The sequence below is a fragment of the Pseudomonas sp. R3-56 genome, assembly GCF_051132075.1.
Taxonomy (GTDB): Bacteria; Pseudomonadota; Gammaproteobacteria; order Pseudomonadales; family Pseudomonadaceae; genus Aquipseudomonas.
This window is the reverse complement of record NZ_CP071657.1, coordinates 4783078-4802088: the sequence shown is the minus strand read 5'-3', so window position 1 is coordinate 4802088 and position 19011 is coordinate 4783078. Positions and strand designations below refer to the sequence as shown.

Here is a 19011-nt window from a genome sequence, read left to right as displayed (position 1 = left end):
AGTCGAGGCACACGCAGCTATCGGGGGATTATTCGGCGTTGCACAGCGCCAGGCAGTTATCCAGCATGCGGTTGGAGAAACCCCATTCGTTGTCATACCAGGCCAGTACCTTGAGCAGCTTGCCGCTGGCCTTGGTGTGGTTGGCATCGAAGATCGACGACAGCGGGTTGTGGTTGAAGTCGCTGGAGACCAGCGGCAGGGTGTTGTAGCCAAGAATCTTCGAATGCTGGCTGGCCTGCTTGAGCAGCGCGTTGACCTCATCGGCCGAAGCTTCGCGCTTGAGCTGCACGGTCAGGTCCACCAGCGACACGTTGATCACCGGCACGCGCACGGCCATGCCGGTCAGCTTGCCCGCCAGCTCCGGCAGCACAAGGCCTACCGCTTCGGCGGCGCCGGTCTTGCTCGGGATCATGTTCTGGGTGGCCGAACGGGCGCGGTACGGGTCGCTGTGATAGACGTCGGTCAGGTTCTGGTCGTTGGTGTAGGCATGGATAGTGGTCATCAGGCCGCTTTCGATACCCAGCTCGCGGTGCAGCACCTGGGCCACCGGGGCCAGACAGTTGGTGGTGCACGAAGCGTTGGAAATGATCTGGTGGGACTGGCGCAGGATGTCATGGTTCACGCCATACACCACGGTCGCGTCGGCGCCCTTGGCCGGGGCCGAGATGATCACCTTGCGGGCGCCGGCGCTGATGTGCGCGGCGGCCTTGGCACGGTCGGTGAACAGGCCGGTGCATTCGAACACGACGTCGATCTTTTCGGCGGCCCAGGGCAGTTCGGCCGGGTTGCGGATGGCACTGACCGCGATGCGGTCGCCATTGACCGTCAGGCTCTCATGATCGTGCTGCACGTCGGCATCAAAGGTGCCGTGGACGGTGTCGAACTTGAGCAGGTGAGCATTGATCGCGCTGTCACCCAGGTCGTTGATGGCGACGATCTGCAAGTCGCGACGATAGCCTTGGGTATACAGTGCACGGAGGACGTTGCGGCCGATGCGGCCAAAACCATTGATTGCGATTCGAAGAGTCATTAACTGCGCCGCCGTCGATTTGTTGTTGGAATTACAAGATTATTCGCATAAAAATAGAAAACAAGCCTTTTTAGTGGCAATATTTTGTTTTATCTACAACGAGTGACCTGAATCAACTGGTCCGATTGGTCAGAAACCGTTTGTCGCCTGTCTTTCCTGCGGTGTGCAAAGGGCTTCTAACCAGCATAGACAATCAGGTCGCCACATCCGTTAGCCTGGAGTTCTACACATGCATCCCCGCGTACTTGAGGTCACCGAACGGCTTATCGCCCGCAGTCGCGCTACTCGCGAGGCTTACCTTGCACTGATCCGCGGTGCAGCCAGCGACGGTCCGATGCGCGGCAAGCTGCAATGCGCCAACTTCGCCCATGGCGTTGCCGGTTGCGGCACTGAAGACAAACATCACCTGCGGATGATGAACGCCGCCAACATCGCTATCGTGTCGTCCTATAACGACATGCTCTCGGCCCACCAGCCGTACGAAACCTTCCCGGAACAAATCAAGAAAGCCCTGCGCGAGATCGGCTCGGTCGGCCAGTTCGCCGGCGGTACGCCAGCGATGTGCGATGGTGTGACCCAGGGCGAGGCGGGGATGGAGCTGAGCCTGCCAAGCCGCGAAGTGATCGCGTTGTCCACGGCGGTGGCGTTGTCCCACAACATGTTCGACGGTGCCTTGATGCTGGGCATCTGCGACAAGATCGTCCCGGGCCTGATGATGGGCGCGCTGCGCTTCGGTCATCTGCCGACGATCTTCGTGCCTGGCGGGCCGATGGTCTCGGGCATTTCCAACAAGGAAAAGGCCGATGTGCGCCAGCGCTATGCCGAAGGCAAGGCGACCCGCGAAGAGCTGCTGGAGTCGGAGATGAAGTCCTACCACAGCCCAGGTACCTGCACGTTCTACGGCACCGCCAACACCAACCAGTTGCTAATGGAAGTGATGGGCCTGCACTTGCCGGGCGCCTCGTTCGTCAACCCGAACACGCCGCTGCGCGATGCCCTGACCCGCGAAGCGGCGTTCCAGGTGACGCGCCTGACCATGCAGAGCGGCAACTTCATGCCCATCGGCGAAATCGTCGACGAGCGTTCGCTGGTCAACTCCATCGTTGCGCTGCACGCCACCGGTGGCTCCACCAATCACACCCTGCACATGCCGGCCATCGCCATGGCGGCGGGCATCCAGCTGACCTGGCAGGACATGGCCGACCTCTCCGAAGTGGTGCCGACCCTGAGCCACGTCTACCCGAACGGCAAGGCTGATATCAACCACTTCCAGGCGGCGGGCGGCATGTCGTTCCTGATTCGCGAACTGCTGGAAGCCGGCCTGCTCCACGAAAACGTCAACACCGTGATGGGCCACGGCCTGAGCCGTTACACCCAGGAACCGTTCCTGGAGGGCGGCGAACTGGTCTGGCGCGATGGCCCGACCGAAAGTCTCGACGAAAGCATCCTGCGTCCGGTCGCCCGGGCCTTCTCGCCGGAAGGCGGGCTGCGGGTGATGGAAGGCAACCTGGGCCGGGGCGTGATGAAGGTCTCGGCCGTGGCCCTGGAAAACCAGGTCGTCGAAGCCCCGGCCATGGTGTTCCAGGACCAGCAGGACCTGGCCGATGCGTTCAAGGCCGGTCTGCTGGAGAAGGATTTTGTCGCGGTGATGCGCTTCCAGGGCCCGCGCTCCAACGGCATGCCGGAGCTGCACAAGATGACGCCCTTTCTCGGCGTGCTGCAGGATCGCGGGTTCAAGGTAGCGTTGGTCACCGACGGGCGCATGTCCGGCGCATCGGGGAAAATCCCGGCGGCCATCCATGTCAGTCCCGAAGCCTATGTTGGCGGCGCGTTGGCTCGGGTGCGCGAGGGCGATATCATCCGTGTCGATGGCGTCAAAGGCACCTTGGAATTGAAGGTGGACGCCGAGGAATTCGCCGCGCGCGAACCGGCCAAGGGCCTGTTGGGCAACAACATCGGCACCGGTCGCGAGCTGTTCGGTTTCATGCGCATGGCCTTCAGCTCGGCAGAGCAGGGCGCCAGCGCCTTCACTTCTGCCCTGGAGACGCTTAATTGAAACTGGCTTTGGTCGGTGATATCGGTGGGACCAACGCACGTTTCGCGTTGTGGAAGAACCACAACCTGGAAAACATCCAGGTGCTGGCGACGGCGGATTACGCCTGCCCGGAAGATGCCATCAAGGTTTATCTGAGCGGGATGGGCATGGCGCCGGGTTCCATCGGCTCGGTGTGCCTGTCGGTGGCCGGTCCGGTGAGTGGCGATGAGTTTCGCTTCACCAACAATCACTGGCGCTTGAGCAACCTGGCGTTCTGCAAGACTTTGCAGGTGGAGAAGCTGCTGCTGGTCAACGATTTCTCCGCCATGGCCCTGGGCATGACCTGCTTGCGTCCCGATGAGTACCGGGTCGTCTGCCAGGGCACGCCGGAACCGATGCGCCCGGCGGTGGTGATCGGCCCGGGCACGGGGCTGGGCGTCGGTACGCTGCTGGACCTGGGCGAGGGCCGTTTCGCGGCGTTGCCGGGGGAGGGCGGGCATGTCGACCTGCCGATGAGCAGTCCGCGCGAGACCCAGCTCTGGCAGCACATCTACAACGAAATCGGCCACGTCAGCGCCGAAACGGCACTGAGCGGCAGCGGTCTGCCTCGTGTGTACCGGGCGATCTGCGCGGTGGACGGCCATGAGCCGGTGCTTGATACCCCCGAGTCGATCACCGCCGCCGGCCTGGCCGGCGACCCGGTCGCCCTGGAGGTGCTCGAACAATTCTGCCGTTGGCTGGGGCGCGTGGCGGGCAACAACGTGCTCACCGTGGGCGGGCGTGGCGGCGTGTACATCGTCGGTGGCGTGGTCCCGCGCTTTGCCGATTTTTTTGTCGAGAGTGGCTTCGCCCGATGCTTCGCCGACAAGGGCTGCATGAGCGATTATTTCAAAGGCATTCCGGTCTGGCTGGTGACGGCGCCGTATTCCGGCCTGATGGGTGCGGGCGTGGCGTTGGAGCAGTCCTCCGCAGATTGAGATGCAGCCCCTGTGGGAGCGAGCAGGCTCGCTCCCACAGGGGCTGTGATGTGTTTGTAAAACCCGTCCATCAGGCATAATCGCCCCCAATTCAAACAACAAGGACGAGGCCCCGTGAGTTCAGTGAACAAATCGATTTTGCTGGTCGACGACGACCAGGAGATTCGCGAACTGCTGGACACTTACCTCAGTCGCGCGGGTTTCCAGGTGCGTACCACCCCCGATGGCGCCGGGTTTCGCCAGGCCCTCAACGAGGCTCCGAGCGACCTGGTGATCCTCGACGTGATGCTGCCCGACGAGGACGGCTTCAGCCTTTGCCGCTGGGTTCGCCAGCATCCGCGCCAGGCCCATGTGCCGATCATCATGCTCACCGCCAGTTCCGACGAGGCCGATCGGGTCATCGGCCTGGAGCTGGGTGCGGATGATTACCTGGGCAAGCCGTTCAGTCCTCGCGAATTGCAGGCGCGCATCAAGGCCTTGCTGCGACGGGCGCAGTTCGGCCAGGAGCGATCCGGCGGCGAAGTGCTGGCCTTCGATGAGTGGCGGCTGGACATGGTCAGCCACCGGCTGTTCCATGCCGATGGCGAAGAGGTGATCCTGTCGGGTGCCGATTTTGCCTTGCTCAAGCTGTTCCTCGATCATCCACAGGAAATCCTCGACCGCGACACCATCGGCAACGCCACCCGAGGGCGTGAATTGATGCCGCTGGACCGGATTGTCGACATGGCGGTCAGTCGCTTGCGCCAGCGCCTGCGCGATACCGACAAGCCGCCGCGATTGATCCGCACGGTGCGCGGCAGCGGTTATCAACTGGCGGCCAGTGTGGTTGCCAGCAATGGTCATTGAGGGAGTCCGCAAGATTGCCCGACGGGTGCCCGTGCCGCGCTCGTTGCTCGGACGGATGCTGCTGCTGACGCTGCTGGTGGTGCTGTTCGCCCAGACGCTGTCGAGCCTGATCTGGGTTTCGCAACTGCGCGCCACGCAGCTCGAAGGCCTGGTCACCAGCGCCCGCAGCCTGGCTCACTCGATGACCGCCACCGTGACCTACTTGCGTTCGCTGCCGGTGGCCTATCGGCCGTTGGTGCTGGACCAGTTGCGCAGCATGGGCGGCACGCGGTTTGTCGTTACGCTCAATGACAAGCCGCTGGGCATGGATGTGCTGCCGGTCACGCCGCGCAAACTGGCGGTGCTCAAGGCCGTGGACGATGTGCTGCGCCGCTCCCTGGGCAATAACGCCGACATCTCCGTCAAGTTTGTCAGCCCCGAGGACCTGCGGATCTTCAACGGCGGGCTCAAGCTTGATGAATTGCCCCGTTCGTGGGCCCACTACGCCCTGACGCTCGAGCCGGTGAACCCGCCGGTACTGGTCACGCAGATCCAGATGGCGCCGGGCGAATGGCTGTACATCGCCTCGCTGCTGCCCGAACCCTATACCAGTCTTGAAGAGCAGGACCTGCCCAAGCAGCAGGTGGGCTTCATCGTGCTCACCAGTAGCCTGTTGCTGTTGTTCATCGGCTTGCTGGTGCATTGGCAGAGTCGTCCGCTCAAGCGCTTGGCCCGTGCCGCGCGGGACATGTCCCTGGGCGCTGAAGTGGAGCCCGTGGCCGAGGGCGGCGGCAGCGAAGTGGTGGAAGTGGGGCGGGCGTTCAATGCCATGCGCGAGCGCATCAGCCGCTACCTGACCGAGCGCAGCCAGTTGTTCAGTGCGATTTCCCATGACCTGCGCACGCCGATCACCCGCCTGCGGCTGCGGGTCGAGTTGCTGGAGGATGAAAATCTGCAGGCCAAGTTCGGCCGCGACCTCGACGAGCTGGAGCTGCTGGTCAAAGGCGCGCTGCAATGCGTCAAGGACACCGATATCCACGAGAACATCGAGCCGGTGGACCTCAATCATGTGCTCGATTGCCTGGTGGAGCCTTACCTGGCGCCCCACGGCAACGGCCGGGTGACCCAGGATGGCCGGGCGTTGGCACCGTACCCCGGCAAACCGCTGGCCCTCAAGCGCTGCATCGGCAACCTGATCGACAACGCCTTGAAATATGGGCAGAGGGCCCACTTGCACATCGACGATGATGAAAACGCCTTCATCCTGCACGTCGACGATGAAGGCCCGGGCGTACCGGAACAACGCCTCGAACAGGTCTTCGAACCGCATTTTCGCCTGGCCGGGCAGCAGCAGGGATATGGCCTGGGGTTGGGCATCGCGCGCAACATTGCCCACAGCCATGGCGGCGAGGTGAGCCTGCAGAACCTGCGCGAGGGCGGGTTGCGGGTGACGTTGCAGTTGCCTCGCAGTGTGGATTGATTAGACCGCGTTATCGTTCATCGCGAGCAAGCTCGCTCCCACAGGGGATTTGTGAACGCCGAAGATCCAATGTGGGAGCGAGCTTGCTCGCGATGGCGTCAGTCGTCTCGATACTTCTCTCAGCTGAATGTCACAAACCGGTGACATAACTCGCCCCTTTCGTTACCTGTCGCCCATCCCGCCTTGTTTAGACTCCCTGCGTCAAAACAACAAAAAAGGTACCTCGATGGACACCTTCCAACCGGCGTTCAGCAGTTGGCTGAATGCGCCTGCCCATCGGCAATGGCTCGCTGCCGAAGGTTTGCGGCTGCTGGCGTTCGCCAAGGCTTCGAAGCTGCCGGACGGTTTCGGCAACCTGGACGAGCTGGGTCGCCTGCCGGCCGGTGCGCGGGCCGAGACCATGAACACCGCACGCATGACCCACAGCTTCGCCATGGCCCACATCCAGGGCCTGCCGGGGTTCGCCGAGCTGGTGGATCATGGCGTCCAGGCCCTCGGCGGCCCGCTGCGCGATGCCGAACATGGCGGCTGGTTCGCCATGGCCGATCCCGATGCCAGCGACACCGGCAAGGCCGCTTACCTGCATGCTTTCGTGGCCTTGGCCGCCAGCTCCGCGGTAGTTGCCCAACGCCCCGGCGCCGAGGCATTGCTCAAGGAAGCGGTGCGGGTTATCGACGAGCATTTCTGGTGTGAAGAAGAGGGCGCCCTGCGCGAGTCCTTCAACCGCGACTGGAGCGAGGAGGAAGCCTATCGCGGCGCCAACAGCAACATGCACGCCACCGAAGCCTTCCTGGCCCTGGCCGACGCCACGGACGACCCGCGCTGGTTGGCCCGCGCGCTGCGTATCGTCGAGCGGGTCATCCATGGTCATGCGGCCGCCAACGACTACATGGTGGTGGAGCATTTCGACCGCGACTGGCAACCGCTGCGCGAGTACAACCAGGACAATCCCGCCGATGGCTTCCGTCCCTACGGCACCACGCCCGGTCATGGTTTCGAATGGGCGCGGCTGCTGCTGCATCTGGAAGCCGCGCGCGTGCAGGTCGGCATGCTGACACCGGGCTGGCTGGCCCAGGATGCGCAGAAACTTTTCGATCAGAATTGCCGCCATGGCTGGGACATCGATGGCGCGCCCGGCATCGTCTACACGCTGGACTGGGACAATCGCGCCGTGGTTCGCCATCGCCTGCACTGGGTGCACGCCGAAGCGGCAGCGGCGGCCAGTGCCTTGCTCAAACGTACCGACGAGGCCCAATACGAAGTCTGGTACCGGCGTTTCTGGGAATTTTGTGACAAACATTTCATCGACCGCTGCAACGGCAGCTGGCATCACGAGCTGGACCCGCAGAACCGCCCCAGCGCCGACATCTGGCCGGGCAAACCGGATCTTTATCACGCCTGGCAAGCGGTGCTGATACCACGCTTGCCATTGGCGCCGAGCATGGCGTCGGCCCTGGCGCGATTATCCGATCCCGCACCTGTGTAACCATGTCGTGACATACACGCGTCCCTTCGTTACCTGCGAAGGGATTGCCCCTGATTAGAATCCATGCAGCGCAAGCACCAGACTTGCATGCATAACAACAAGAAAGGTACTTCTAGATGAATGCGATTTCTCGCCTCGCTACTGTCATTTCTCTTGCTTCCTTGCTTCCCGTCGCAGCATTCCCCGTCAGCGCCCTGGCCGCCGAATCGAAAGGTTCCGTGGAAGTCGTCCACTGGTGGACGTCGGGTGGTGAAAAAGCCGCGGTCGATGTGCTCAAGGCCCAGGTAGAAAAAGACGGCTTTACCTGGAAGGACGGCGCTGTCGCCGGCGGCGGCGGTTCCACCGCCATGACCGTGCTCAAGAGTCGTGCTGTGGCCGGCAACCCACCGGGCGTAGCCCAGATCAAAGGTCCGGACATCCAGGAATGGGCGTCCACCGGCCTGCTCGATACCGACATCCTGGAAGACGTTGCCAAAGCGGAGAAGTGGGACAGCCTGCTCGACAAGAAAGTCTCCGACACCGTGAAGTACGAAGGTGACTACGTCGCTGTGCCGGTGAATATCCACCGCGTCAACTGGCTGTGGATCAACCCGGAAGTCTTCAAGAAAGCCGGCATCACCAAGAACCCGACCACCCTCGAAGAATTCTACGCCGCCGGTGACAAGCTCAAGGCCGCAGGCTTCATTCCCCTGGCCCACGGCGGCCAGCCATGGCAGGACAGCACCGTGTTCGAAGCGGTGGTGCTTTCGGTGATGGGCGTCGATGGCTACAAGAAAGCCCTGGTCGACCTGGACAACAAGGCGCTGACCGGTCCGGAAATGGTCAAGGCGCTGACCGAGCTGAAAAAGGTCGCGACCTACATGGATCCCGATGGCAAGGGCCAGGACTGGAACCTGGAAGCGGCCAAGGTCATCAATGGCAAGGCCGGCATGCAGATCATGGGTGACTGGGCCAAGAGCGAGTGGACCGCGGCCAAGAAGGTCGCCGGCAAGGACTACGAGTGCGTAGCCTTCCCGGGTACCGACAAGGCCTTCACCTACAACATCGACTCTTTGGCGGTGTTCAAGCAGAAAGACAAGGGCACGGCGGCGGGTCAGCAGGATATCGCCAAGGTCGTGCTGGGCGAGAACTTCCAGAAAGTCTTCAGCATCAACAAAGGCTCGATCCCGGTGCGTAACGACATGCTGGGCGACATGGCCAAGTACGGTTTCGACTCGTGCGCCCAGACCGCCGCCAAGGACTTCCTGGCAGACGCCAAGAGCGGCGGCCTGCAACCAAGCATGGCGCACAACATGGCGACCACGCTGGCGGTGCAGGGCGCGTTCTTCGATGTCGTGACCAACTACATCAACGACCCGAAAGCCGACCCGGCCGATGCTGCCAAGAAATTGGGCGCAGCGGTTCAGTCTGCGAAGTAATTAGCGCCGCGGTCCCTTGTGGGAGCGAGCTTGCTCGCGATAGCGGAGTGTCAGGCAGCAAATGAGTGAACTGACACACTGCCATCGCGAGCAAGCTCGCTCCCACAAAGGGAGGCCCTTGTAACCTAGTTTTTGGATCTTCCCATGAGTTCTGTTGCTGTGTTCAGCAAGGCCTCGCCGTTCGATGCATTGCAGCGCTGGCTACCAAAACTGGTGCTGGCGCCGAGCATGTTCATCGTCCTGGTGGGCTTCTATGGCTACATCTTGTGGACGTTCGTCCTGTCGTTCACCACGTCGACCTTCCTGCCTACCTATAAATGGGCCGGCCTGGCGCAATACGCACGGCTTTGGGACAACGACCGCTGGTGGGTGGCGAGCAAGAACCTGGCAGTCTTTGGTGGCATGTTCATTGGTATCACCCTGGTGATCGGCGTGCTGCTGGCGGTGTTCCTCGACCAGCGTATTCGTCGCGAAGGGTTCATCCGCACCATTTACCTGTACCCGATGGCGCTCTCGATGATCGTCACCGGTACCGCCTGGAAATGGCTGCTCAACCCGGGCATGGGCCTGGATAAATTGTTGCGCGACTGGGGTTGGGAAGGCTTTCGCCTGGACTGGCTGATCGACCCCGATCGCGTGGTGTACTGCCTGGTGATCGCTGCGGTCTGGCAAGCCTCAGGTTTCATCATGGCGATGTTCCTGGCCGGCCTGCGGGGCGTTGATCAATCGATCATCCGTGCCGCGCAGATCGATGGCGCGAGCATGCCGCGCATTTACTGGAAAGTGGTGCTGCCAAGCCTGCGTCCAGTGTTCTTCAGTGCCGTGATGATCCTGGCGCATATCGCGATCAAGAGTTTCGACCTGGTGGCGGCGATGACAGCTGGCGGTCCGGGGTATTCCTCCGACCTGCCTGCCATGTTCATGTACTCCTTTACGTTCAGTCGCGGCCAGATGGGCATGGGCTCGGCCAGTGCAATCCTGATGCTCGGTGCGATCCTCGCGATCATCGTGCCTTACCTGTATTCCGAGCTGAGGGCCAAGCGTCATGACTAGTCTCGCTGCGAAACCTGCCATCAGCCTGAGCCGTATCGCGATCTATGCGGTGCTGATCCTTGCCGTGTTGCTTTACCTGGTGCCGTTGGTGGTCATGCTGTTGACCAGCTTCAAGACGCCGGAAGACATCAGTACCGGTAACCTGTTGAGCTGGCCGACCGTGGTCAGCGGCATCGGCTGGGTCAAGGCCTGGGGGACGGTCAACGGGTACTTCTGGAACTCGATCAAGATCACCGTGCCGGCCGTACTGATTTCCACCGCCATCGGCGCGTTGAACGGCTATGTGCTGTCGATGTGGCGCTTCCGTGGTTCGCAGTTGTTCTTCGGCCTGTTGCTGTTCGGCTGCTTCCTGCCGTTCCAGACCGTGCTGCTGCCAGCCTCGTTCACCCTCGGCAAGATGGGCCTGGCCAGCACCACCACCGGCCTGGTGTTTGTCCATGTCGTCTACGGCCTGGCGTTCACCACGCTGTTCTTCCGCAATTACTACGTGAGCATTCCCGACGCGCTGGTGAAGGCCGCGCGCCTCGACGGTGCCGGGTTCTTCACGATCTTCCGGCGGATCATCCTGCCAATGTCGACGCCGATCATCATGGTCTGCCTGATCTGGCAATTCACCCAGATCTGGAACGACTTCCTCTTTGGCGTGGTGTTCTCCAGCGGCGACTCCCAGCCCATCACGGTGGCGCTGAACAACCTGGTCAACACCAGCACCGGGGCCAAGGAATATAACGTGGACATGGCGGCGGCGATGATCGCCGGGCTGCCGACCCTGCTGGTCTATGTGATCGCAGGCAAGTATTTCGTGCGCGGCCTCACGGCTGGCGCGGTCAAGGGGTAATCATGGCTACGCTTGAACTTCGCAATGTAAACAAGACCTACGGCGCGGGCCTGCCCGACACCTTGAAAGACATCCAGCTGTCGATCAAGGAAGGTGAATTCCTGATCCTGGTCGGTCCTTCGGGCTGCGGCAAATCGACCCTGATGAACTGCATCGCCGGCCTCGAGACCATCACCGGTGGCGCGATCATGATCGGCGACCAGGACGTCAGCGGCATGAGTCCCAAGGATCGCGACATCGCCATGGTGTTCCAGTCCTATGCGCTGTACCCGACCATGAGCGTGCGCGAGAACATTGAGTTCGGCCTGAAGATCCGCAAGATGAAACAAGCGGACATCAACGAAGAAGTGGCGCGGGTGGCCAAGCTATTGCAGATCGAGCACTTGCTCAACCGCAAGCCCGGCCAGCTCTCCGGCGGGCAGCAACAGCGCGTCGCGATGGGCCGGGCCCTGGCGCGGCGGCCGAAGATCTACCTGTTCGACGAGCCGCTGTCCAACCTCGACGCCAAGCTGCGGGTCGAGATGCGCACCGAAATGAAACTGATGCACCAGCGCCTGAAGACCACCACGGTCTACGTGACCCACGACCAGATCGAGGCCATGACCCTGGGCGATAAAGTCGCCGTGATGAAGGATGGGATCATCCAGCAGTTCGGCACGCCGAAGGACATCTACAACAACCCGGCCAACCTGTTCGTGGCGAGCTTCATCGGTTCGCCGCCGATGAACTTCATCCCGCTACGCCTGCAACGCAAGGACGGTCGCCTGTTGGCCTTGCTCGACAGCGGCCAGGCCCGTTGCGAGCTGCCGCTGGGCATGCAGGACGCCGGCCTGGAGGATCGCGAAGTGATCCTTGGCCTGCGCCCGGAACAGATCGTGCTGGCGGGCAACGAGCCGAACGGCCTGCCGACCATCCGCGCCGAAGTCCAGGTCACCGAGCCTACCGGTCCGGACACCCTGGTGTTCGTCAATCTCAACGACACCAAGGTCTGCTGCCGACTGGCACCGGACGTGGCGCCGTCGCCGGGAGAGACCCTGACGCTGCAATTCGATCCATCGAAAGTGCTGCTGTTCGATGCCAAATCCGGCGAGCGCCTGGGCGTGGCCGCGCAACCGTCGATGGAAGCCCGAGCCGACAACGTGGCGCAGTTCAAAGGCCGCTGATGAACAAATGTGGGGGCAGCAAGCCTGCTTCCACACAAAAGGAGTATGCGATGGGTGGGGACATTCATCGCAATCGTTGTAAACCGCGTTAGATAAAAACAGTTAATAACAATAAAGACGAGGATGTAGGGATGAAGAAGAAGAACAATGCCCAGCTTATCTGCCAGTTGTCAGCCGTTGCGGCGATGATGCTGGCCGGTAGCGCACACGCAGCCGACGCGTTCAGCGCCGACTCGAAGTGGATGACGGGCGACTGGGGCGGTGAACGGACCAAGCTGATCGAGCAAGGTATCGATATCAAGGCGGATTTCGTCGGTGAGATGGGTGCCAACCTCGACGGCGGCTACAACGATGACAAGACCGCGCGCTGGTCCCAGCAGTTTGGCCTGGGCGTAGCTCTTGACCTGGAGAAACTGGCAGGCTGGAACGATACCGAAGCCAAGATTCAATTCACTCGCCGGGACGGTCGCAACATCTCCAACGACCGTATCGGTGATCCACGTGCCGGCACCCTCAGTTCCTCCCAGGAAGTCTGGGGCCGTGGGCAGACTACCCGTCTGACCCAGTTGTGGATCAAGCAGAAGTACTTCGACAGCAAGCTGGATGTCAAAGCCGGTTACTTCGGTGAGGGCGAAGACTTCAACACCTTCCCGTGCGAGTTCCAGAACCTGGCGTTCTGCGGTTCGCAAGCGGGTAACTGGGCGACCGGCATCTGGTACAACTGGCCGATCATGCAGGCGGCGATCCGGGTTAAATACAACCTCACGCCTGAGCTCTATGCGCAAATCGGTGCCTACAACCAGAACCCTTCGCAACTGGAAAACAACAACCGCTACAAGCTCAGCGGCAGTGGCACCAAGGGCACTCTGATTCCGATCGAGTTGGTCTGGTCGCCGAAGCTCAATAACCTGCCGGGCGAATACCGCGTCGGTTACTACAAGAGCACGGCCAAGGCTGACGATGTTCGCGAAGACATCAACGGCGATGACGCCGCGACCACTGGCAACGCCTATCGTAGCCACAGCAGCAAACACGGCTACTGGCTCGTCGTGCAGCAGCAGCTCACCACTCACAATGGCGATGCTACCCGCGGCCTGAACATCGCGGCCAACGCTACTGTCCACGACAAGGACACCAACGTCGTCGACAACTACCAGTCGCTGATGTTCGTGTACAAGGGGCCGTTCGATGCGCGTCCGAAGGACGACGTTGGTATCGGTTTCGCCCGTATCCATGTCAACGAGGACGTCAAGAAAAACGCCGAGTTGACCAACGCCGCCAATGGCGTCAGCGACTACGACGATCCACTGTTCGCGCCGTTGCGTAGCACTGAGTACAACTACGAAATCAACTACGGCTTCCATGTCACCAACTGGCTGACCGTACGTCCGAACCTGCAATACGTGACTCACCCGGGTGGTGTCGATGAAGTCGACAACGCGCTGGTGGCCGGCCTGAAAATTCAGTCGGTGTTCTAACGCTGTTGCGATAAGCTCCTCTCTATGTGCGCATATTTGCGGACGGCCAAGGCTGTCCGCTTTTTTTTGCAAGGTGGCTGGCATTGAACTTGTGGCGAGGGGATTTAGCGAAACGTCGCACCGCCCCGCTGGGCCGCGCAGCGGCCCTAAAACAGGCGCCTCAGTGTTTCAGTCATTGATTTGGGACTGCTTCGCAGTCCAGCGGGGATAAATCCCCTCGCCACAATCAGTGTCGCAGACAGATCGGTAACTCAATGATTTCCAGGACCGCGACCCATCATGCATGAGCATCCACTACAACGCTTTTTCAGATCCTTGCGCGAGCGTCCGGTGTTTGCGTGGGAGCGCTATCAGCAGCGCGATGTGTTGGTGATCGACCACCCGTTGTGCCAGGCGGTGTTCAGTCGCCAGGGCGCGCAGTTGCTGCACTTCCAGCCGCGCGGGCAGAAGCCGTGGTTGTGGTGCGCAGCCAGGTGGCCGCAAGTCGGGGCGATTCGCGGCGGGGTGCCGGTGTGTTGGCCATGGTATGGCCGTCATCCAAGTGAAAATGCCTGGCCCTCCCATGGTTGGGCGCGATTGATCGACTGGAAATTGCTCGACAGCAGCAGCGACGAAGAGGGCGTCCACCTGCATTGGCAATTGCAATTGTGTGACTGGCAGGTGGACCTGCATGCCGACCTGGGTGAGCGCATGGAACTGCGCTTGAGCACCGAACATCAGGACAGCCTGCCCTGCCAGTTGAGCCAGGCCTTGCACGCCTATTGGCGCATTGGTGACGTTGGCGAGGTAGCGCTGTCTGGCCTCGACGGCGCCCAGGGTTACGACCAGTTGAACCGGGCGGTTTGCCAGCAGGAGGGCGAGTTACGGGTGGAGGGTGGCTGTCAACGAGTGTTCCAGCATGAGGGCGAATTGCAGCTAAAGGATCACGCCTGGCAACGCGAGCTGCGCATCGACACCGGCGACAGCGCCGATACGGTGGTGTGGCATCCCGGCGCACGGCCACTGTTGGGTGTGAGCTGGGATGAAGTGAGTGAATTCGTCTGCGTCGAAGCGGCCAGCGGCGGTACCGGGAGCCTGTGCCTGGCGCCGGGTGAGCGGGCGCATTTGAGTTTGCAGGCGCGGGTGGGGGCTTAGGTCAGGATCGCTGGTGTGGCGGCTGGCCTCATCGCGAGCAAGCTCGCTCCCACAGAGGTCTATGTGAACGTCAAAGATCTATTGTGGGAGCGAGCCTGCTCGCGAAGAGGGAATGTCAGGTGCCTAGATTTTGAATCGAATCAGTTGAACTCATCCCCAACCGGATACCGGCTGGCGTTCAGGCTTTCCTTGATCTTGCGCAAATGCGGTTGGAAATCCACGCCGCGGCGCAGGGTCATGCCGGTGGCGAGCACATCGAGCACGGTGAGCTGGATAATCCGCGACGTCATCGGCATATAGATGTCGGTGTCTTCCGGCAAAGGGATGTTCAGGCTCAAGGTGCTCGCCTTGGCCAGCGGCGAGCCCTCGGCGGTCAGGCCGAGCACCGATGCGCCGTTTTCCCGGGCGATGCGCGCCACTTCCACCAGTTCGCGGGTACGCCCGGTGTAAGAGATGATCACGAACAGCTCGCCGGTATGGGCCACCGAGGCGATCATGCGCTGCATCAGCACATCGGCATGGGCGGTCACCGCCAGGTTGAAGCGGAAAAACTTGTGCTGGGCATCCAGCGCCACGGGGGCCGAGGCGCCGAGGCCGAAGAAGTGGATCTGGCGGGCCTGGATCAGCAGATCCACGGCGCGACTGATCAAATTTGGATCAAGGGCCTGGCAGGCGCTGTCCAATGAAGCGATGGCACTGCCAAAGATTTTGCGGGTATAGGCTTCCGGATTGTCATCGGCCTCGACCGCACGGCTGACATAGGCCGCGCCGCTGGCCAGGCTCTGGGCCAGTTGCAGCTTGAGTTCCGGATAGCCGCTGACGCCGAACGAGCGGCAGAAGCGGTTGACGGTCGGTTCGCTGACCGAAGCGGCCTGGGCGAGGGCGGCGATGCTGAAGCGGGTCGCCTGCTGCGGGTTGAGCAGGATCACCTCGGCCACCTTGCGTTCGGCCTTGTTCAGGTCTTCCAGGCGACTCTGGATCTGCTCCAGTAGATTTCGCACGCGGTCCATACAAGATTCCTAGAGAAACGGGTCTTTGATACGACCCTTGGCGGTGGCCTATCCTACTGATGGCTCCGACGGACCACCACTCGGAATCGGTATTTTCGAAAAATGTTGTAGTTATTACTACATTTTTCCTTGAGTGATACCTTGAAAAAAGGTATTTGTAGTTTAACTTGATAAAAGAACAAACATCATGCATTCGATTACGGTTGAACCGTGCACCTTTGCCTTGTTCGGCGCGTTGGGCGACCTGGCGTTGCGCAAGCTGTTTCCTGCCCTTTATCAGCTCGACGGTGCCGGCCTGTTGCATGAGGACACGCGAATCTTCGCGCTGGCCCGCGAACCTGGCAGCGAACAGCAACACCTGACGTTCATCGCGACCGAGCTGCGTCGCTATGTGGGCGAAAAAGACCTCGACGAAACCGTGATCGAGCGCTTCCTGGCGCGGCTGACGTATCTGCATGTGGATTTTCTCAAGGCTGACGATTACGTCGCGCTTGCCGAGCAGGTCGGCCAGGCCCAGCAGCAAGTCATCGCCTATTTCGCCACGCCGGCGGCGGTCTACGGCGCGATCTGCGAGAACCTGGCGAAAGTCGGCTTGAGCGAGAACACCCGCGTCGTATTGGAAAAACCCATCGGCTCGGACCTGGAATCGTCGCGCAAGGTCAATGACGCCGTGGCGCAGTTCTTCCCGGAGAACCGCACTTACCGCATCGACCATTACCTGGGCAAGGAAACGGTCCAGAACCTGATCGCGCTGCGTTTCGCCAACAGCCTGTTCGAAACCCAGTGGAACCAGAATTACATCTCCCACGTGGAAATCACCGTGGCCGAGAAGGTCGGCATCGAAGGCCGCTGGGGCTATTTCGACAAGGCCGGCCAACTGCGCGACATGATCCAGAACCACTTGCTCCAGTTGCTGTGCCTGATCGCCATGGACCCGCCGGCCGACCTGTCGGCCGACAGCATCCGTGACGAGAAGGTCAAGGTGCTCAAGGCCCTCGCACCGATCAGCCCGGAAGGCTTGACCACACAAGTGGTGCGCGGCCAGTACATCGCCGGCCACAGTGAAGGCAAGGCCGTCCCCGGATACCTGGAAGAACCCAATTCCAATACCCAGAGCGACACCGAGACGTTCGTCGCCCTGCGTGCCGACATTCGCAACTGGCGCTGGGCCGGTGTTCCGTTCTACCTGCGTACCGGCAAGCGCATGCCGCAGAAGCTGTCGCAGATCGTGATTCACTTCAAGGAACCGTCCCACTACATCTTCGCCCCCGAGCAGCGTTTGCAGATCAGCAACAAACTGATCATCCGCCTGCAACCGGACGAAGGCATTTCCTTGCGCGTGATGACCAAGGAGCAAGGCCTGGACAAGGGCATGCAATTGCGCAGCGGTCCGCTGCAACTGAACTTCTCCGACACCTATCGCAGCGCGCGGATTCCCGATGCCTACGAGCGGTTGTTGCTGGAAGTCATGAATGGCAATCAGAACCTGTTTGTCCGTAAAGATGAAATCGAAGCCGCGTGGACGTGGTGCGACCAGCTGATTGCCGGCTGGAAGAAGTCCGGTGATGCGCCCAAGCCGTATGCCGCCGGGTCATGGGGGCCGATGAGCTCCATCGCACTGATCACGCGGGATGGGAGGTCATGGTATGGCGATATCTGAATTGAAACTGCCCGAGGGCGTCACAGCCCTTGAGTTCAAGAGCCCGGTGTTGCTGGCGGAAAACCTCGCGCTGAACGTGGCGCAGCAACTGCGGGCAGCAATCGACACTCGCGGTGCGGCGACTTTGGTGGTGTCAGGCGGCCGCAGCCCGGTGGCATTTTTTCAGAACCTGTCCAAGCAAACGCTGGACTGGTCGAAGGTGGTGGTGAGTCTGGCCGATGAGCGCTGGGTGCCGGTTGAACATGCCGACAGCAATGCCGGTCTGCTCAAGCGTTACCTGCTTCAGGGCGCGGCGGCCAAGGCGCAGTTCCTGAGCCTGTACAGCGCCAGCGCCAACCTGGAGGCCGCGGCTGAACAGGCGGATCGACTGTTGGCCGAGCTGCCGCCGATTGATGTGCTGGTACTGGGCATGGGGGACGACGGGCATACCGCCTCGCTGTTTCCCGACAGCCCGAACCTGGCCGAGGCCCTGGATGAAAAGGGCGCTCGCCGTTGCTGGCCAATGCTCGCGCCAACCGTACCGCACCAGCGCCTGACCATGAGCCGCGCGTTGCTGGCTTCGGCCAGGCACAAGGTGCTGTCGATTTCCGGTCAATCGAAGTTGACCACCCTGAACGCCGCGGCGGCCGGTGACAACGTCGCCGAAATGCCGATCCGCGCGTTTTTGCAACCTACGTTAGAGATTTACTGGTGCCCATGAACCAAGGATCAGCCGCTATGACAAACCCATCCCCGACCGTTTCCATGGCGGACAAAGTAACGCTGATCGACAGCCTCTGCGCCAAGGCGCGGATCTTGCCGGTGATCACTATTGCCCGTGAGCAGGACATCCTGCCGCTGGCCGATGCCCTGGCCGCCGGTGGCCTGACGGCGCTGGAAGTGACCTTGCGCTCGCAATACGGCCTCAAGGCCATCCAGGTGCTGCGCGAGCAGCGTCCGGAACTGGTGACCGGCGCCGGCACGGTGCTCGATCGCCATATGCTGGCCGCCGCCGAGGCTGCCGGTTCGCAATTCATCGTGACCCCGGGTATTACCCGCGACTTGCTGGAGGCTAGCGTGCAGAGCCCGATTCCGTTGTTGCCGGGAATCAGCAATGCCTCGGGCATCATGGAAGGCTACGGGCTGGGCTATCGCCGCTTCAAGTTGTTCCCGGCGGAAGTCAGCGGTGGCGTGGCTGCCATCAAGGCCCTGGGCGGCCCCTTCGGCGAAGTGAAATTCTGCCCGACTGGCGGCGTCAGTCCGGCCAATATCAAGAGCTACATGGCGTTGAAAAACGTGATGTGCGTGGGCGGCAGCTGGATGCTGGATCCGGAGTGGATCAAGAACGGCGACTGGGCCCGCATCCAGGAATGCACCGCCGAGGCCCTGGCGCTGCTGGACTGATTGTCTTACCGAACTTCGTTGGGTGTTCTACGGCTTTACGG

General features: G+C 61.4%; 16 protein-coding genes. 14 read left to right on the top strand and 2 right to left on the bottom strand.

The genetic code is table 11. From position 1 onward, the window contains the following. Positions 1-28: 28 nt before the first annotated feature. On the bottom strand, positions 29-1030 hold the full coding sequence (gene gap / locus J3P96_RS21850) for a type I glyceraldehyde-3-phosphate dehydrogenase (protein WP_305496333.1): 1002 nt from the start codon (positions 1028-1030) through the stop codon (positions 29-31). Between the two features lie 229 nt (positions 1031-1259). Between gap and edd the strand changes: the two genes are divergently transcribed. The 11 genes from edd to J3P96_RS21795 all read left to right on the top strand — a co-directional run bounded on the left by edd (position 1260) and on the right by J3P96_RS21795 (position 14917). After that, positions 1260-3086, top strand: a complete 1827-nt coding sequence (gene edd, locus J3P96_RS21845) for a phosphogluconate dehydratase (RefSeq protein WP_434653481.1) — start codon at positions 1260-1262, stop codon at positions 3084-3086. Beyond that, on the top strand, positions 3083-4042 hold the full coding sequence (locus J3P96_RS21840) for a glucokinase (protein WP_434653479.1): 960 nt from the start codon (positions 3083-3085) through the stop codon (positions 4040-4042). The genes edd and J3P96_RS21840 overlap by 4 nt, the downstream gene beginning before the upstream one ends. Positions 4043-4156: 114 nt before the next feature. After that, positions 4157-4888, top strand: a complete 732-nt coding sequence (locus J3P96_RS21835; RefSeq protein ID WP_042730801.1) for a response regulator — start codon at positions 4157-4159, stop codon at positions 4886-4888. Then, positions 4878-6347, top strand: coding sequence for an ATP-binding protein (locus J3P96_RS21830; protein WP_434653477.1), 1470 nt, complete (start codon positions 4878-4880; stop codon positions 6345-6347). Before J3P96_RS21835 ends, J3P96_RS21830 begins: the two co-directional genes overlap by 11 nt. 226 nt (positions 6348-6573) lie before the next feature. After that, positions 6574-7833: an AGE family epimerase/isomerase gene (locus J3P96_RS21825; RefSeq protein WP_434653475.1), complete on the top strand. Its 1260-nt coding sequence runs from the start codon at positions 6574-6576 to the stop codon at positions 7831-7833. Between the two features lie 116 nt (positions 7834-7949). Further along, positions 7950-9251 carry an ABC transporter substrate-binding protein gene (locus tag J3P96_RS21820; protein WP_434653473.1) on the top strand — a complete coding sequence of 434 codons (1302 nt, stop codon included), beginning with the start codon at positions 7950-7952 and terminating at the stop codon, positions 9249-9251. A gap of 144 nt (positions 9252-9395) precedes the next feature. Beyond that, positions 9396-10304, top strand: a complete 909-nt coding sequence (locus J3P96_RS21815; protein WP_030139360.1) for a carbohydrate ABC transporter permease — start codon at positions 9396-9398, stop codon at positions 10302-10304. Continuing rightward, entirely contained in the window at positions 10297-11142 is an 846-nt protein-coding gene (locus J3P96_RS21810; RefSeq protein ID WP_305496327.1) for a carbohydrate ABC transporter permease, read from the top strand. The genes J3P96_RS21815 and J3P96_RS21810 overlap by 8 nt, the downstream gene beginning before the upstream one ends. A gap of 2 nt (positions 11143-11144) precedes the next feature. Continuing rightward, on the top strand, positions 11145-12305 hold the full coding sequence (locus J3P96_RS21805; protein ID WP_434569579.1) for an ABC transporter ATP-binding protein: 1161 nt from the start codon (positions 11145-11147) through the stop codon (positions 12303-12305). Positions 12306-12436: 131 nt separating this feature from the next. Beyond that, a complete protein-coding gene (locus J3P96_RS21800) occupies positions 12437-13783 on the top strand; it encodes a carbohydrate porin (RefSeq protein ID WP_434625649.1) in 1347 nt (448 codons plus the stop codon). 279 nt (positions 13784-14062) lie between these two features. After that, on the top strand, positions 14063-14917 hold the full coding sequence (locus tag J3P96_RS21795; RefSeq protein ID WP_434569577.1) for a D-hexose-6-phosphate mutarotase: 855 nt from the start codon (positions 14063-14065) through the stop codon (positions 14915-14917). A gap of 140 nt (positions 14918-15057) precedes the next feature. Here J3P96_RS21795 and J3P96_RS21790 read toward each other — a convergent pair whose 3' ends face one another. Next, entirely contained in the window at positions 15058-15918 is an 861-nt protein-coding gene (locus J3P96_RS21790; RefSeq protein WP_171061416.1) for a MurR/RpiR family transcriptional regulator, read from the bottom strand. Positions 15919-16114: 196 nt separating this feature from the next. Between J3P96_RS21790 and zwf the strand changes: the two genes are divergently transcribed. The 3 genes from zwf to J3P96_RS21775 are packed head-to-tail and all read left to right on the top strand — an operon-like array spanning position 16115 to position 18970. After that, entirely contained in the window at positions 16115-17587 is a 1473-nt protein-coding gene (zwf, locus tag J3P96_RS21785; protein ID WP_305496323.1) for a glucose-6-phosphate dehydrogenase, read from the top strand. Next, positions 17574-18287 (top strand): 6-phosphogluconolactonase, encoded by a 714-nt coding sequence (gene pgl, locus J3P96_RS21780; RefSeq protein WP_434653470.1) that lies wholly within the window; start codon positions 17574-17576, stop codon positions 18285-18287. The genes zwf and pgl overlap by 14 nt, the downstream gene beginning before the upstream one ends. Before the next feature lie 17 nt (positions 18288-18304). Continuing rightward, the gene (locus J3P96_RS21775; protein WP_283556083.1) at positions 18305-18970 is read left to right on the top strand and encodes a bifunctional 4-hydroxy-2-oxoglutarate aldolase/2-dehydro-3-deoxy-phosphogluconate aldolase; all 666 of its coding nucleotides are present in this window, start codon (positions 18305-18307) and stop codon (positions 18968-18970) included. Positions 18971-19011 lie beyond the last annotated feature (41 nt).

Coding starts and splice junctions, on each gene's coding strand:
- J3P96_RS21820 (WP_434653473.1), top strand. CDS start 7,950: ATGAATGCGATTTCTCGCCTCGCTACTGTCATTTCTCTTGCTTCCTTG.
- J3P96_RS21805 (WP_434569579.1), top strand. CDS start 11,145: ATGGCTACGCTTGAACTTCGCAATGTAAACAAGACCTACGGCGCGGGC.
- J3P96_RS21825 (WP_434653475.1), top strand. CDS start 6,574: ATGGACACCTTCCAACCGGCGTTCAGCAGTTGGCTGAATGCGCCTGCC.
- J3P96_RS21830 (WP_434653477.1), top strand. CDS start 4,878: ATGGTCATTGAGGGAGTCCGCAAGATTGCCCGACGGGTGCCCGTGCCG.
- edd (WP_434653481.1), top strand. CDS start 1,260: ATGCATCCCCGCGTACTTGAGGTCACCGAACGGCTTATCGCCCGCAGT.
- zwf (WP_305496323.1), top strand. CDS start 16,115: ATGCATTCGATTACGGTTGAACCGTGCACCTTTGCCTTGTTCGGCGCG.
- J3P96_RS21800 (WP_434625649.1), top strand. CDS start 12,437: ATGAAGAAGAAGAACAATGCCCAGCTTATCTGCCAGTTGTCAGCCGTT.
- J3P96_RS21815 (WP_030139360.1), top strand. CDS start 9,396: ATGAGTTCTGTTGCTGTGTTCAGCAAGGCCTCGCCGTTCGATGCATTG.
- pgl (WP_434653470.1), top strand. CDS start 17,574: ATGGCGATATCTGAATTGAAACTGCCCGAGGGCGTCACAGCCCTTGAG.
- J3P96_RS21810 (WP_305496327.1), top strand. CDS start 10,297: ATGACTAGTCTCGCTGCGAAACCTGCCATCAGCCTGAGCCGTATCGCG.
- gap (WP_305496333.1), bottom strand. CDS start 1,030: ATGACTCTTCGAATCGCAATCAATGGTTTTGGCCGCATCGGCCGCAAC.
- J3P96_RS21775 (WP_283556083.1), top strand. CDS start 18,305: ATGACAAACCCATCCCCGACCGTTTCCATGGCGGACAAAGTAACGCTG.
- J3P96_RS21795 (WP_434569577.1), top strand. CDS start 14,063: ATGCATGAGCATCCACTACAACGCTTTTTCAGATCCTTGCGCGAGCGT.